This window comes from Fibrella rubiginis (genome assembly GCF_017353185.1).
Lineage (GTDB): Bacteria > Bacteroidota > Bacteroidia > Cytophagales > Spirosomataceae > Fibrella > Fibrella rubiginis.
Genome location: NZ_JAFMYV010000006.1, coordinates 249,055 through 264,541 on the forward strand (window position 1 = coordinate 249,055; position 15,487 = coordinate 264,541).

A 15,487-nucleotide genomic window follows, 5' to 3' on the forward strand; every position below is an offset into this window, starting at 1 on the left:
TACACCATCCGATCACATGCGAAAACGGACTGTTAACACCATGATTCGTCGGTCATCCTGACTGGGCTGCAAAACAAACTAAATTGCTTGCAGAACGGCTGGTGTGCCGTTCTTTTTTTATGCCCCAGCCGTACATCAAATTCCTGACACCAACTCAATATGTCGAAGATTAATTATTACACCGAAGAGGGCCTCGCGCGCCTCAAGGCCGAATTGAACGAGCTTAAAACCAAAGGTCGTACTGCCATTGCCCACCAGATTGCCGAGGCCCGCGACAAAGGTGACCTGAGCGAAAACGCCGAATATGACGCCGCCAAAGACGCCCAGGGTTTGCACGAACTGAAAATTTCGAAACTGGAAGAAGTCGTTGCCAATGCCCGCCTGCTCGACGAGTCATCTATCGACACGTCGCAGGTATCAGTGTTGTCGAAGGTGAAGATTAAAAATAAGAAAACCGGTATGGAGGTAACCTACACGCTGGTGTCTGAAGAAGAGGCCGACCTGAAGATGGGCCGTATCTCGGTAGGTTCACCTATCGGTAAGGGCTTGCTGGGCAAGAAAGTAGGCGATTCCGCCGAAATCACGATTCCCGCCGGAAAAATCGAATTCGAAGTACTGGAGATAAGCCGGTAGTAGGGGCGGCCCCTCGTGGCCGCCCACTCTCGGACACGTCAGTGGCCGCCCGCTTTCGTACGCAAAATGAGGCATTGCTAAAACAGTAGCAATGCCTCATTTTGTTGGTTACTGACGATCAGGCAACAGGCAGTTCATTGCTTACGCGTGCCGGGCGGCCACTATGGGCCGCCCCTACTTGTCATACACGACAAAATCGAACGCTGTTTCGTGGCGGTCGTCGGCGGGGTGATGCTGGCGGGAAGTTTCGTGCCAGATGGTGCGGTCGAATTCCGGAAAACGAGTATCGCCGTCATAGGCTTTTTGTACTTCGGTCAGGTAAATCCGATCAGCCACGGGTAGGGCGAGGGTGTAAATTTCCGCCCCGCCAATGACAAAAATTTCGGCTGTCCCTTCCCCGGTCTGTTCGGCCTTTGCTTCAATAAGCCGGGCCACATCCAGCGCGGCCTCCAATGAGGGAACTACGGTGATGCCCCCGGCCCGGAAATCGGCCTGCCGGGTAATGACGATGTTGGTCCGTTTGGGTAGCGGTTTCCCCAGCGCCTCAAACGATTTCCGACCCATGACGATAACGTGGCCACCTGTTTTCTGCTTGAAATAAGCAAAATCGTCGGGCAAGTGCCAGGGCAGATCGTTGTCTTTTCCGATTACCCGATTCTGCGCCATCGCGGCTATAAGGCTGATTTTCATATGTTTTATGTAAATAATGAACAATGAATAATGTACAATGAACAATGGCTTCGCGCTGGAATGGTCAAGCCGCATCGGCGGACCGGCGAAGCCATTGTTCATTGTACATTATTCATTGTTCATTATTTCCCCCTCCGCCGCTCCATCAGTTCGCGGCAGGTGGTGAGGATAATACCTTCTTTTTGAATGTACGCTTTCAGCGTTGGATCGAGCATCGCAAGCAGATCGCCATGGCGGGTAGGGCCGGAGTTACTGATCTGCGCAAAGTTGGCCGACGGTTCGGTACAGTGCATGATCACGTAGGTCAGGCCGGGCTGGGCGCGGTTCAGCAGGTCGATGAATTTCTCGGTCTTCATCTTCCGCAGGGCGGTGGGGTCAGTGCCGTTGTTAGGTAGCGTCCAGCCGTAGCTACTGCCGTCGAGGTCATCGAAAACGGGCAATCCGGCATTCCAGAGCTGTTTCCCCACCTGCCGGGCCAGTTGCCGCTGACTGTCGGGCAGTTTCATGTCGGCCGACACCAGCGCCGCATGCCCACCCGGAAACAGGGCCGGGATCTTTTCTTCGATGGCCACTTTCACGTAGCGCATCAGAAATTTGACCTGAAACAACGTACCCATGTGCGAATCCATATGGGTAGGCTCCACGCCAAACGCCCGGAACCGGGCAATCTGCGCCCGCATTTCGGCTTCTACTTCGTCGGGGCTGGCGTGGGCAACGGTTTCGGCAACGGACGGCCAAAACGCCCCCTGCGCATCAATCAGACCTTTGCCAGCGGGCTGCCCAATCAGCGGCGACCAGCGGTAGCTGGGCCATTCGCTGGTCATGGTCAGGTGAATACCCACGTCGAGTTTGGGGTGGGCTTTCACGTAGGTCATAAACTGAGGCACCCACGCGCAGGGCATCATCACGCTCGTAGAGTTAGCGATGCCTTCCTCGGTGGCCCGTATGGCACCCCGGTTCGATTCGTAGCTCATGCCCGCATCGTCGACGTGGAGCACAATCACTTTTTTGCCTCGCGGGAAGCCCAGCCGCTCAGCGTATGTCGTGTCTTGAGCAAAAGTGGGCATAGTGATGAAGAAAGAGAGGGCTAGAAAAAGGCAAGTTGATTTCATAGATGCTTTATTAAATCTTCTTGTGTACAGGTTTGATTTACCCAAACACCAAACAACTCGGATGGATTAATCTGGCTATTTTTTTGAAGGATGGTTCTCAACTCATCCAAACTAGCTGACAATGAAATTTTCGGAAAAAGTCTACTTTCACTCAGCCAGCTAATGAGTTGGTTCATTTCTTCAGGATCATCCGTTTGTATAGTGGTTTTCATAATGTCTTATTGAACCTTGGACATTGAACAGTAAACGCTATCTAGCCAGCTTGCTTTTGCGGTAGCCGTAGGAGAAATAGATGGCCAAGCCGATGATGAGCCAGATACCAAATATTTGCCAGTTACTGGCACCGAGTTCAGTCATCAGGTACAGGTTTGTTAATACGCCGATGACAGGCAACAGCGAGAAATTGTAGCGGAATCCCTGCACCGCCAACACCAGCCAGATAGCCCAAAAAACGATCAACAGGGGCTTTTCGTTGGCCATTTCAGCAATGTGCAGCCCGTGCGCATAAGCAAACGCTACGACAAAGGCAACGCCGATGATGTACTTGCCGTTGATGTAGGGCACCTTAAACTTCGACTGAGCCGTGAGGCCTTTGGCGTCTAGAAACAGGATTCCGCCGCAGACCATGATAAACGCGAAGAACGTACCTACGCTGGTGAGGTCTACGAAGAATTTCAGGTCCATAAACAACGACGGCAGGGCCACCAGAAAACCCGTCACGATAGTTGCAAAGGAAGGCGTTTTGTATTTGGGGTGAATCGTGGAGAAACGTTTCCAGAGCAGGCCATCGCGGCTCATGGTCATCCAGATGCGGGGCTGCCCAAGCTGGTACACCAGCAGTGCGCTCGTGATGGCCACCACCGCACTGACCGAGATAACGCCTGCCACAAAATCCAGGTTTACTTTCTGAAACACATAGGCCAGCGGGTCACTCACCCCTAACTCCTTATAATTCACCATGCCCGTGAGCACAAGGGTGATTAATACGTATAATACGGTGCAGATAGCCAGACAATAGAGCATGGCGCGGGGCAGGTCGCGCTGGGGGTTTTTGCACTCCTCGGCAGTGGTGGAAATGGAGTCGAAACCGATGAAGGCGAAGAACACCGACGCCACGCCGCTGAGTACGCCCGCCATGCCATTGGGGGCAAACGGACTCCAGTTGGCGGGTTTCACGTAGAACGCTCCCACGCCAATGACCAGTCCAATCACGGCTAGTTTCAGCACCACTAAAATATTACTCGCCGTGCGCGATTCTTTGATGCCCACATACACCAGCGCCGTAATGAGCACCGTAATGGCCCCGGCGGGCAGGTTGGCAATAAGGTGCAGGCCACCCATGGTAGGCGCATCAGCCCAGGCTTTAGCCAGCAGTTGCGTGTTTTCGGGCAGGGTGCTGAGGGCGGTGCCTGCCTGCTTCGTTTGTTGCACTAACTCCCAGGCGCGGTGGGCCGACCCGTAGTCGGTGGCAAAGTATTTGGGGAACGTGATACCAAACCCACTCAGCATCGACGTGAAGTATTCGGACCACGAAATGGCCACCACCATGTTGGAAACGGCATATTCGAGGATGAGCGCCCAGCCGATGACCCAGGCAAAAATTTCGCCGAAGGCCACATAGGCGTAGGTATAGGCACTGCCGCTGACGGGTACCGTAGAGGCAAACTGCGCGTAGCTGAGGGCTGTAAACACGCAGGCGACAGCCGTAAACACAAACAGCAGCGACACCGCCGGACCCCCATTATAACTCGCCAGGCCAATGGTACTGAAAATACCCGCTCCAATAATGGCCGCAATACCGAATGATGTCAGGTCACGCACACCCAGCGTTTTTACGAGCTTGCTGGATTCGCCAGTGGCGGCATCGTCGAGAATTTGGGATACGGTCTTTTTACGGAAAAGAGAATCGCTCATGAAACGGGAAGGTGGGTGACTACCGACTTTTTTTGACAATGAATCGTTAAAAATAGGTAGAGTTTGCGGTTTTTTGCCCCTCGTCCACACGCACTTTCTCCACAGTCAGACCAACAGCGGGGTCACTTCCGCCCATCCAATATATGTCTATTCAGGTACAAGCGCTGAGTAAAACCTATGAAGCACAGCGGGCCGTCGATGCCATTTCTTTCGTGGTGCAGCCGGGCGAGATCGTGGGTTTTCTGGGACCAAATGGCGCAGGCAAATCGACTACGATGAAAATGCTGACGGGCTACCTCACGCCCAGCAGCGGCACGGCCACCGTGGCAGGTCACGATATCCTGACCGATCCCATGGCCGTGCGCCGGAGCGTAGGTTACCTGCCCGAACATAACCCGCTTTACCTGGATATGTACGTGACTGAGTTTTTGCAATTTGCCGGGTCACTACACGGCATGGGAGGGCGAACACTCACGCAGCGCATCAACGACGTAGTTGATCTGGTAGGTCTTGGAACCGAACGGAATAAACGCATCGGGCAACTCTCCAAAGGCTACCGGCAGCGGGTGGGGCTGGCGCAGGCATTTCTGCACAATCCGCCCGTACTTATTCTCGACGAACCCACTACGGGACTGGACCCCAATCAGTTAGCCGACATTCGGGCGGTGATCCGGGAAGTGGGTAAGGATAAAACGGTGCTGTTTTCCACGCACATCATGCAGGAAGTAGAAGCCCTCTGCGACCGGGTAGTGATTATCAACAAAGGGCAACTAGTCGCTAACAGTTCGCTGGCCGAACTCCGTACTCAACAGGCCGGGGAGCTTACCCTTCTGGCCGAGTTTGAAACCGACCTGCCCAATTCATCTATCCTGACTACGCTACCCGGTATTACGTCGGTAACGCCTGTTGGCTCAGGGCAATACCGCCTTACTGCACTGCCCAACACCGACATCCGTGCCGCGCTATTCCGCCTCGCCGCCGACAAAGGCCTGACCCTCATTGGTTTGCGCCAGCAGGAAGCCTCATTGGAAGCGTTGTTTAAGGAGTTGACGCAGTAGCTGTCTGACGGAGCGATTTGCTCCGTTCTACTGAAACGAACGGAGCAAATCGCTCCGTCAGACAACACCCAAATAATAGTGCGCAATAAAACTGGTTTTGGGCGTAACGCGGTGAATACCCTGTTTGCCTTCGATGGGCATGGGGCGGTTGGCGGTATCGGCCACACCGAGCCAGGGTTCGATGCAGACAAAGGGCGCACCGGGCTTGGCCCAAAGGCCCAGATAAGGAAACATGCCGAATTCGAGGGTGATGCGGTGGTCGTTTTTGCGACTGCACAAACTCACTTTGCGCGATTTCAGGCTCAGCAGTACCAGCGCGTCATTATCGAACAGATTAGGGGTCAGGTTCAGTTGGCGTTCTTCCAAATGAATACGCCCCTTTTCGCCCGAAAGTAGCCCGTCGGGACCCAGCAGGCTGGTTTCCAGGGACCCGTCTCGATCAAACTCAATGTAGTAATCGGTGTAGTCTTCGCCGGGGGCAAAAGGCACGTTGAACGCCGGGTGCGCCCCCAGCGACAAAAACATGTTGGTCTCCGACAGGTTGCGTACCTTATATTCAATGATCACATCCGGCCCGTCGAGTTCATAGATGATTTCAAAAATAAAATCGTAAGGATACATCGCCTTTGTTTCGGGCGACGACCGTAGTTCAAAGGAGGCGTAGGTAGGCGTGCATTCGGTATTGATAAACTCCGAGTTTCGGGCGAAACCGTGCCGCTTCATAGGATAAGCCTGCCCATCGACAACAATTTGGTCATTAGTCTGCCCGCCCACCACCGGAAACAGATTAGGCGCGTGCCAGGGCCAGATAGCCGGGTCGCCCTGCCAGAGGTGTTCGGTCTGCGTGGCCAGGTTTATCAGCGAGGTCATCTCAGCACCCTGATGATTAATGACTAAACGGATGTGTTCATTCTTAAGAACTTGTTTCATAACGAAGGGCCTAAGCGGGGTTTTGGTACCTGTTTATCGGTTAACTGTACAAAATATGGTTAGTTTTTATAACATTGCCCCTAGGCAACCGTTTATGGCTTAACCTGCTAAAAGACAGCCTCCCAAAAAGAAACGGAGCAACGTATTGCGAAAGCAAATTTTTATACTTTTGCAGCCTCGAAAAAAAGACATTTAATCAGATCTGAGTCTACTATGTACTGGACACTTGAATTAGCATCCTACCTCGAAGATGCCCCTTGGCCCGCCACCAAAGATGAACTAATTGACTTTTCTGTCCGGTCGGGTGCCCCGCTGGAAGTGGTCGAAAATCTACACGAACTGGAAGACGACGGTCAGCCCTACGAAAGCATCGAAGAGATCTGGCCCGATTACCCTACCAAAGACGATTTTTTCTTCAACGAAGACGAATACTAACGTTTAGCCTTGAAACGCAAAAAGCCCCATTCACAGCGTGAATGGGGCTTTTTGCGTTTCAAGGCTAAACGGGTTTAAGGTTTAAGGTCTAATGTCCAAGGTTGCTTCGCTAATTAGAGCAAGTCGATGAGCGAAGCAACCTTGGACATTAGACCTTAAACTCACTTACACTCCCTGCTCTTCGTTCAGAATGGTATGCCCCATTTTGTCGCGCTTGGTTTGTAAGTACTTAAGGTTGTGCGGGTTGGAGGCTATTTCCATCGGTACGGTGTCGACAATCTCGAGACCGTAACCCATGAGACCAGCGCGTTTTTTGGGGTTGTTCGAGATCAGCCGGAGTTTGCGGATGCCCAGGTCGCGGAGGATTTGCGCTCCCACACCATAATCGCGGGCATCCATCGGCAGGCCCAGTTCCAGGTTGGCCTCCACGGTGTCGCGGCCCATTTCCTGAAGTTTGTAGGCTTTGAGCTTATTAATCAACCCAATGCCACGCCCTTCCTGAAACATGTACAGCACTACACCCTTGCCTTCTTTCTCTACCATCTGCATGGAGGCGTGAAGCTGACCGCCACAGTCGCAGCGGCACGAGCCAAAGATGTCGCCCGTCACACATGACGAGTGTACGCGTACCAGCACCGGTTCGTCGGGGGACCAGGTACCTTTTACGAGGGCAAGGTGGGTGTCGTCAGTGTCTTTTTGTTTATAAGCAATCAAGTCGAAATGGCCGTAGTCGGTGGGCATATCCACGCCAATTTCACGACGAATCAGGCTTTCTTTCTGTAACCGATAACTGATAAGATCCTGAATACTAATCAGTTTCATGCCAAACTTGTCGGCAATGTTGCGTAGCTGGGGCAGGCGCGCCATCGTGCCGTCTTCATTAAGCACCTCAATCAGCACGCCCGCTGGTTTCAGGCCCGCCAGCCGCGCCAGATCAACGGTTGCTTCGGTATGCCCCGCCCGCCGGATCACGCCCCCGTCTACGGCCCGGAGAGGAAAAATATGGCCCGGGCGGCCCAGGTCTTCGGGTGTGGTGGTGGGGTCGGCAAGGGCCAGAATGGTTTTGGCCCGGTCAGAAGCCGAAATACCCGTGGTGCAGCCGTGGCCCAGTAAGTCGACCGAAACGGTGAATGGTGTGGTATGCACTGATGTGTTGTTGCCTACCATCATGTCCAGTCCCAACTCATGACAGCGTTCGTTGGTGAGGGGGGCACACATCAGGCCGCGACCTTCTTTGGTCATAAAATTGACCATTTCGGCGGTTACCAGTTCGGCGGCACAGACCATATCGCCTTCATTTTCGCGATCTTCGTCGTCAACCACCAGCACAATTTTCCCAGCACGTATATCGGCAATAGCGTCTTCAACCCGGTCTAAGCGGATTATCGCAGTATCTTTGTTCATAGCGTATGCACGTCGGACGGTTTCGGAACTGGCCCTTTTTTTGCCTATAATTATCCGTTAGCTAGCCGGAGGCGACGTTTGGTGTAAAACTCCTTCCGGCGAAGATACGTTTCGTCGGATGCTAAAACGGCGGGTTTTGCGTTAGTCAGTCAGACCATTCAATTCTTACATACGAAACACTGATACCTTCCGTGCTACTTTCCCGGAACCGGCTACTGCCCCTCCTTTTCTGCTGGGCTTATCTGGTAATCAACACGTTACCTGTTCGTTCGCAAAGTGTCTGCGACCGAGCCACACAAGGAGGAGGTTTCACTGCACCTGCCCGCGCCTGCCTTAGCGGGCCAGTTACAGTAGTGAATACAGTAGCTACTCTAACCAACGTAGGCTACGTTTTCGAGTACGATGGCAAGCCACTGGCCAGCGGACAGCAGTTTTCGCAGTCCACAAAGTGGACCTACTCAAAGCCAGGTTCGTACACCATTTTACAGGTGGGCAGTAGCGGCGGCACCAATGCGGTGGCCTGTAAGGTCATTGATGTGCTACCTGTAAAACCAGTTGCCTATAGCGTGGTAGTTTGCCCCGGACGGAAAGCCACGTTGACCTACGCATTAGATGCCGAAACAGCCCGATACGACAAAATTACAATTAACTGGGGCGACGGTCTGCCCCCCACGGAGGTGCCGCTTTCGGGCAATACAGGCAGTTTCATAGCACCCGTGCATACCTACCCCGGTCCTGGCAACCCCGTTATTAATGTAGTGGGGTCATATCTTGGAGCCTGCGTTGGTCCCGCTAATCCGAAACAAGTGCTGGTACAGAATATTCCGGCACCAGCCGTATCTATTGCGGAACTTACCTCATCGGCAACCAGCGTGGCCTTGAAATACGGTTCATCGGCTGGGGCAGTGGTAACCTTGTATCAGCGCGATGGGTCGGGCAATTACAACCCAACCGGGCAAACGGCCACGTCGACAGGCAGTGGGGTGTTTACTATTAACGGGGTGCCTTCCACCAATGTCAACTGCTTTCAGGTGGGCGTACAGGATGCCTGCGGAGGCACGGAGTTACGGTCGGCGGGGGTGTGCAGTATTCCCGTGAGCGTATCACCCGGCGATAAACAGAACACTGTCACCTGGCCTGTTTATGGTGGGACGGACCCCATTCGTATTTATCGGATTAACAGCAACGGAAGCCCGGTTGGTAGCCGGCCCTCATCAGCCCCCTTCGTCGACGCCGCCAATATCCAGTGTGGTGTTAACTATTGCTACGACGTTTCCCTAAGACTTGACAATAATACGGGCACGATGGTCTATTCGGCACCGGTTTGTGTGGTGGGCATAAACAACGAGCCGCCCAAACCACCCATCAAGGCCTTTGTGTCGGTAGAAGCCGACGGCGTGAAACTACAGGCATCACTAACCGCGACGGCCCCCAGCACCTACACCCTGCTTATTACCCGCGCTGATGGCCCCGGCGGACCGTTTACGCCCCTTGCCCAGGTCAGCGCCGACCGGAGTTACACCGACAAAACGGCCAATTCTGCTACGCAGGGCTACTGTTACCGCACGGCGATTCAGAACAACTGCGGCATCACGTCTGACTACACGGCTCCGGCCTGCACTGTTCACCTGACAACCCCCGACAATAATGCTCTGACCTGGACGGCCTTTTCGCCGTTTTCGGGTAGTGCCGTGGCCGGGTATCAGGTCATTAAGATTGACCCCACTACGGGTCTCTCCGACAAAATTGACGTGGGCAGCAACACACGATGGGAGCCGGACCCTAACCAGACCGACACCCAGACCTACACGTACCAGATTGTGGCCTACGACATCAATGGTGTAGAAAGTTATTCCAACCCCATTCTGGTGCTGCTGGCCCCCAAACTGTTTATGCCCGACGCGTTTTCGCCCAACGGAGACAGCAACAACGACGCGTTTATGGCTAAGGGGGCTTTCTGGGACACGTTTTCAATGACTATCTACAGCCGGTGGGGCGACGTAGTGTTTAATACGACAGATCCCAAATCGACAGGGTGGAGTGGCCTGCTGTCGAACGGATCGCCGGCGCCGATGGGGTATTACCCTTACCGCGTGGAGATCAAAGATTTAAAAGGACAAACCTACGTTCGCACAGGCCGCGTACTTTTGATCCGGTAGGAAACATGCCCGACCAACGGCGTGTTGTGCTAAAAAACAAGACGACAGACCATGTTTGGTAACCTAGGAGATATGATGGGTATGATGGGGAAAATGAAGGAAATTCAATCCCGCATGAAAGACGCCCAGGACACATTGAACACCATTTCGGCCACGGGCGAATCGGGGGCGGGGCTGGTGCAGGCCACCGTCAACGGCACAAAGCAGCTCGTCAAACTGCAGATTGACCCCGACCTGTTGAAAACCGGCGACAATCCTGCCGACGACCGGGAGATGCTGCAGGACCTGATTGTGGCGGCTACCAACAAAGCGATGGACAACGTTGAGCCACTCATCAAAGAGCACATCCGCAAAGCCACGGAGGGCATGCTGCCTAACATTCCGGGCATGGATCTGGGAAGCCTGATGGGGTAATGTTCACCCGCTTTGTGTCATTGAGTGGTGGTCGTTTGTAAAGACGAATGACCAAAGGCTGATATTTAAAGTCTAATGACTAATCGCCGTAACCGATGACCTCTCCTGACCTTGCTATCGTAATCCTGAACTACAACGGGCAGTCGTTTCTGTCGCGTTTTTTGCCGTCGGTACTGGAAAACGCCAACGGAGCCACAGTTTGGGTAGCCGATAATGGCAGCACGGATGGGTCAGTGGCCATGTTGCGGAGCGATTTTCCCAGCGTCTGGATCCTGGAACTACCCACCAACGAAGGCTATGCTGGGGGCTACAATGCCGCCCTGCAACAGATCGATGCCGAATATTACTGTCTGCTGAACTCCGACGTGGCCGTTACGCCCGGCTGGATAGAGCCTGTTATGAATCTGTTCGAGGCGCACCCCGCCGCCGTGGCCTGTCAGCCCAAGATTCTGGCCTACCATCAGCCAACAACATTTGAATATGCTGGTGCCGCCGGGGGCTATCTCGACTGGCTGGGGTTTGCGTTCTGCCGGGGACGCCTGTTCGACACTGTTGAAACAGACCATGGGCAGTATAACGACAACCGGCGGGTGTTCTGGGCCACGGGTGCGTGCCTGTTTGTGCGGGCGCGGGTTTTCCATGAAACGGGTGGCTTCGACGCCGATTTTTTCGCGCACATGGAAGAGATCGACTGGTGCTGGCGCGTACAGCGAATAGGCCACGAAATCTGGACGTGTGGACAGGCAACGGTACATCATGTGGGTGGGGGTACGCTGGACAAAACCAATCCGCACAAGACATACCTGAACTACCGTAACAGCCTGCTGATGCTGTACAAAAATCTTCCTGATGAAAACCCCTGGCCATTGCTGCTGCTTCGGCTGGTGGTCGATGGCCTGTCGGCGGGGCCGCTGCTGTTGCGGGGCCAATGGTCGTCGATCTGGGCTATTCTGCGGGCGCATTTTGCCTTTTACGGGCTGGTGAGCCGTTTTTCACCTAAACGCAAAGCCCTGAGCGCCACAGCCACCGCACCCGTTTCGCTCTACCCAAAGAGCATTATCTGGGCTTATTTTGCCGAAGGCAAGCGAAAATTTTCAGACTTGTAGGGGCTGCCCATCGTGGCCGCCCGACATGCGCCAGCAATGATGTAGTAAATGCAATAGGCGCAATTGCTGACGCACGTCGGGCGGCCACGATGGGCAGCCCCTACGGGTGATCCATTACCCTTTTCCAAAAATCAGAATGTGCTGCTGAGGTAGGCGGCTATCGTTCTTCAGCAGTTTCAGGCCCAGCGCTTTCATTTCTTTCACGGCCTGCGCTTCGGTCATTTTATGGTGTTCCTTAATGGGCACCTTCGGGTCTTCACCGCGGTATTCAACCAGTACAATACGCCCTCCCGGTTTCAGCGACCGCACCAGGGCCTCACCCATTTCGCGGGGATTGGAAAACTCGTGGTAGGCGTCAATCATCAGGGCCAGGTCTACACCGTTGGCGGGCAGTTTGGGATCGGTGATGGTGCCCAGCACAGGAACCACATTGGGAGCTTTATTTTTTGCCTTGTTGGCATTGAGGTATTCGATCATTTCGGGCTGAATATCAACGGCCAGCACTTTGCCCTGTGATACCACCCGCGCCATGGGAAAACTGAAAAAGCCTGTTCCCGCGCCAATATCGGCCACCACGTCGGTGGGTTTCAGGGCCAGCGCCGTCAGCAGCAGATCTGTCCGCTCTTCCTGCTGCCGTTCGGGGCGTTCGAGCCAGTCGGCACCCAAATGACCCATCACCTGCGCAATTTCGCGACCCATATACACCCGTCCGGTGCCATCGTAGGCAGGATTTTTGGCGGTATAAGCGGTACCTGAGTCTGCGCCGGTAGTGGCCGTTTCAGCCTGACGGGTATTCTGCCCCCGACCGCATCCCGACAGGAAAATGAGCGCAACGAACCCTATTGAACGAGCCGACATAGTTGTTGGTGTTGATGTTTCCAATGTAACGTATTGATTCAACGGCTTGTTTTAGGGCAATTGGCGGGGGGCCTATCCGTTCGTCGGCGATAAACTAATATCCATCCGGTCAATTACCGGGTTTGTCCTGTTTTCGTTTTAGTCATGAGAATGCCGTTTCACCTTTGTTGCGTTCAACACAACCGCCATGGAATCGAAACGTTTACTCTCTATTGCCTTATTACTACTGCTCACGATTATCACAACCACCGCACAGGCTCAGTTTGGCATGGGCGGCGGCGCAGCACAGCCCAAAGCACTCCCCGGCACCGCTGGCGACAATAGTCCCAAAGGCACCGCCAAAATCACGGGTTATGTGGTCGACTCGGCTATCACCAAAGCCGTGGAATTTGCCAGCATTGCCCTTTACAACCGCGCCACCGGTAAGGCCGTCGACGGTACCGTGGCTGACGACAAGGGCAAATTCACGTTAGCCAAACTAGTGGCCGGTAACTACAGAATCTTAATTTCGTTTGTCGGGTTTCGCAGCAAAACCATTGACAGTCTGACGGTTACCAACGGGCAGACGCTGGATTTGGGTGTTATCAAACTGCCTACCAGCGTGAAGACCTTGGCTGAAGTAACCGTGACCGGGCAGGCGGCTATTATTGAAGAAAAAGTAGACCGGCTGGTATACAACGCCGACAAAGACATCCTGGCTAAAGGCGGTGATGCCACCGACGTGCTGCGAAAAGTGCCCCTACTCACCGTAGACCTCGACGGGAACGTGAGTCTACGCGGCAACCAGAATATCCGGGTGCTGATCAACAACAAGCCCAGCACCATCGTGGCCAGCAGCGTGGCCGACGCCCTGAAGCAAATACCCGCGGATCAGATCAAAACGGTAGAAGTGATCACCAGTCCATCGGCGAAGTACGATGCCGAAGGATCGGGGGGTATTATTAACATTATTACGAAGAAAAACAGTTTACAGGGTCTGAACCTGAACATCGATTCGGGGGTGGGCAACCGGGGGTCCAGTCTGGCGCTCAATGGCACTTACCGCAAGGGAAAGGCGGGGTTCACTATTGGCGGGTTTGGCCGGGGTATCTACAACACCATCACGCGCACCAACCTCGATCAGTCGAGCGTGGTTAACAACGTGACCACGTTAACCCGGCAGGGTGGCGATGGGCACAGTCAGGGCCTGTTTGGGCAGTACAATGCTGGTTTCGACTATGACCTGGCCAAAAACCAGAGCCTGACGGCGGGGGTACGCTACGGGGTGCGCAACTTTGTTAACCAGCAGAACTTGCTTACTCAACTGTTTACCAACAACGTACAGAGCTTTGCGCAAAACCGGTATGTAGATACCAAAAACCTGTCGGGCACAGTAGACATGAACGTCGATTACCTGCACACGTTCAAACCCCAGCAGGAATGGAGCATATCGACTCTTTACAGCCGCACCGACCTAACCAACAATTTCAATGCGGACCTGATCAGCAGCGCGGGCACACTAACAGGCCGACAGCAAAATCTGAATAAAAACGTCAATCAGGAATTTACGTTGCAGACTGATTATCAGACGCCTATTAAAAAAAATCAGCAGATTGAGTTTGGTGCGAAAGCCATTTTCCGGGAAGTAAACAGCGACTACCGCTACCTCATCGGGGGGTCTACGGGCGAACTGGTGACGGCCCAAAACGGCACGCAGGGGGCATTGCTGTATCATCAGAATATTGCAGCCACGTATACATCTTACACGTACACGACCAAAAAACGATACACGTTTAAGGGAGGGTTACGCTACGAACACACCTTCATCGACGCCAGCACGGCCGAGAAAGGCAGCCTCGGCGTGGGCGACTACGGCGTGTTGGTGCCCAGCGTCAATGCGTCTAAAACGTTCAGCGGCACCACGTTCAAGCTTGGCTTCAACCGCCGTATTCAGCGGCCCGGTTTGCAGCAGTTGAACCCCAACTTCAACGCCGCCAACCCGCAGAACATCACTATTGGCAATCCTCAACTACGGCCTGAACTAACTAATAACTTTGAACTGGGCGTGAGCAGAACCATCAAGAAAACGTTTGTTAACGCCACGTTCTTCGGGCGCGTAACCAACAACGCGATTGTGCAGGTCAGCCGTCCTTCTGATAGCCTGGCGGGCGCTATTGTGAGTCAGTATCAAAATATTGGCCGCCAATATGCGTATGGTACCAACGCGTTTATCAACGTGGCGGCAACATCAAAAATCAACGTGGGCGTGTTTCTGAATGCCTTCTATACCAGCCTGAGCGGGCAGGTTACGGGCCGAGACGGTCTTACGTCGGAGTTAACCAATACGGGCTTCAACGTCAGCGGTGGGTCATTTGTGCAGGCACAGTTCAAGCACGGCTGGGGTGTGCAGGCCTTCGGCTTCATGCAGGGCAATACCATTCAGTTGCAGGGTACGCAGGGTGGTTTTGCGTTCTACACGGTGGGCGTGAAAAAAGAATTTGCCAACAAAAAAGCCAGTCTGGGTCTGGCAGCAGAGAACTTCCTCCAGGAGCGATTCAACATCCATACCGTGCTCAATTCACCCCTGTTTAACCAGGTCAACGACGTCTACCTCTACAACCGCGGCATCCGGCTAACCTTTACGCTGAAGCTGGGTAAGGTCACCGCCGAAGCGCCCCGCAAAAAAGCCCGCTCGGTCAACAACGACGACGTGAAATCAGACGGTACAGGCGGCGGGGCTGCCCCAACGGGTGGTGCACCTGGTGGTGCGCCAAGACAGTGAGTAAATCCTTAAC

The 15,487-nt window shown here is 53.9% G+C and carries 14 protein-coding genes; 7 read left to right on the top strand and 7 right to left on the bottom strand.

Features of this window, described 5'->3' with window-relative positions; all coding sequences use genetic code 11:
• Positions 1 to 159 precede the first annotated feature (159 nt).
• Entirely contained in the window at positions 160 to 633 is a 474-nt protein-coding gene (gene greA, locus J2I47_RS13645) for a transcription elongation factor GreA (protein ID WP_207365138.1), read from the top strand.
• A 174-nt stretch (positions 634 to 807) separates the two neighbouring features.
• Here the strand turns inward: greA and J2I47_RS13650 are convergent, their stop codons facing one another.
• The 4 genes from J2I47_RS13650 to J2I47_RS13665 all read right to left on the bottom strand — a co-directional run bounded on the left by J2I47_RS13650 (position 808) and on the right by J2I47_RS13665 (position 4,349).
• The gene (locus J2I47_RS13650; protein ID WP_207365139.1) at positions 808 to 1,323 is read right to left on the bottom strand and encodes a dihydrofolate reductase; all 516 of its coding nucleotides are present in this window, start codon (positions 1,321 to 1,323) and stop codon (positions 808 to 810) included.
• 122 nt (positions 1,324 to 1,445) lie between these two features.
• Positions 1,446 to 2,390, bottom strand: coding sequence for a polysaccharide deacetylase family protein (locus J2I47_RS13655; protein ID WP_229374597.1), 945 nt, complete (start codon positions 2,388 to 2,390; stop codon positions 1,446 to 1,448).
• A gap of 41 nt (positions 2,391 to 2,431) precedes the next feature.
• Positions 2,432 to 2,647, bottom strand: a complete 216-nt coding sequence (locus J2I47_RS13660; RefSeq protein ID WP_207365141.1) for a hypothetical protein — start codon at positions 2,645 to 2,647, stop codon at positions 2,432 to 2,434.
• A gap of 37 nt (positions 2,648 to 2,684) precedes the next feature.
• Positions 2,685 to 4,349 carry an amino acid permease gene (locus J2I47_RS13665; RefSeq protein ID WP_207365142.1) on the bottom strand — a complete coding sequence of 555 codons (1,665 nt, stop codon included), beginning with the start codon at positions 4,347 to 4,349 and terminating at the stop codon, positions 2,685 to 2,687.
• 143 nt (positions 4,350 to 4,492) lie between these two features.
• On the opposite strand from J2I47_RS13665, the gene gldA reads away from it, so the two are divergent.
• Positions 4,493 to 5,407: a gliding motility-associated ABC transporter ATP-binding subunit GldA gene (gldA, locus tag J2I47_RS13670; RefSeq protein WP_207365143.1), complete on the top strand. Its 915-nt coding sequence runs from the start codon at positions 4,493 to 4,495 to the stop codon at positions 5,405 to 5,407.
• Positions 5,408 to 5,464: 57 nt separating this feature from the next.
• Here the strand turns inward: gldA and J2I47_RS13675 are convergent, their stop codons facing one another.
• Positions 5,465 to 6,337 carry an aldose 1-epimerase family protein gene (locus J2I47_RS13675; RefSeq protein ID WP_207365144.1) on the bottom strand — a complete coding sequence of 291 codons (873 nt, stop codon included), beginning with the start codon at positions 6,335 to 6,337 and terminating at the stop codon, positions 5,465 to 5,467.
• A gap of 213 nt (positions 6,338 to 6,550) precedes the next feature.
• Between J2I47_RS13675 and J2I47_RS13680 the strand changes: the two genes are divergently transcribed.
• Complete coding sequence (locus tag J2I47_RS13680; protein ID WP_207336174.1) at positions 6,551 to 6,772, top strand: DUF2795 domain-containing protein; 222 nt, start codon at positions 6,551 to 6,553, stop codon at positions 6,770 to 6,772.
• Positions 6,773 to 6,937: 165 nt separating this feature from the next.
• Here the strand turns inward: J2I47_RS13680 and J2I47_RS13685 are convergent, their stop codons facing one another.
• A complete protein-coding gene (locus J2I47_RS13685; protein ID WP_207365145.1) occupies positions 6,938 to 8,176 on the bottom strand; it encodes a bifunctional 3,4-dihydroxy-2-butanone-4-phosphate synthase/GTP cyclohydrolase II in 1,239 nt (412 codons plus the stop codon).
• Between the two features lie 191 nt (positions 8,177 to 8,367).
• Here J2I47_RS13685 and J2I47_RS26875 point away from each other — a divergent pair, with 191 nt between their 5' ends.
• The 3 genes from J2I47_RS26875 (at position 8,368) to J2I47_RS13700 (ending at position 11,855) form a co-directional block, all read left to right on the top strand.
• The gene (locus J2I47_RS26875; RefSeq protein WP_207365146.1) at positions 8,368 to 10,335 is read left to right on the top strand and encodes a T9SS type B sorting domain-containing protein; all 1,968 of its coding nucleotides are present in this window, start codon (positions 8,368 to 8,370) and stop codon (positions 10,333 to 10,335) included.
• A 51-nt stretch (positions 10,336 to 10,386) separates the two neighbouring features.
• The gene (locus tag J2I47_RS13695) at positions 10,387 to 10,749 is read left to right on the top strand and encodes a YbaB/EbfC family nucleoid-associated protein (RefSeq protein WP_207365147.1); all 363 of its coding nucleotides are present in this window, start codon (positions 10,387 to 10,389) and stop codon (positions 10,747 to 10,749) included.
• A gap of 95 nt (positions 10,750 to 10,844) precedes the next feature.
• Positions 10,845 to 11,855, top strand: a complete 1,011-nt coding sequence (locus tag J2I47_RS13700; RefSeq protein WP_207365148.1) for a glycosyltransferase family 2 protein — start codon at positions 10,845 to 10,847, stop codon at positions 11,853 to 11,855.
• Between the two features lie 114 nt (positions 11,856 to 11,969).
• Here the strand turns inward: J2I47_RS13700 and J2I47_RS13705 are convergent, their stop codons facing one another.
• Positions 11,970 to 12,713 (bottom strand): class I SAM-dependent methyltransferase, encoded by a 744-nt coding sequence (locus tag J2I47_RS13705; protein WP_207365149.1) that lies wholly within the window; start codon positions 12,711 to 12,713, stop codon positions 11,970 to 11,972.
• 187 nt (positions 12,714 to 12,900) lie between these two features.
• Here J2I47_RS13705 and J2I47_RS13710 point away from each other — a divergent pair, with 187 nt between their 5' ends.
• Positions 12,901 to 15,474, top strand: coding sequence for a TonB-dependent receptor (locus J2I47_RS13710; RefSeq protein WP_207365150.1), 2,574 nt, complete (start codon positions 12,901 to 12,903; stop codon positions 15,472 to 15,474).
• Positions 15,475 to 15,487 lie beyond the last annotated feature (13 nt).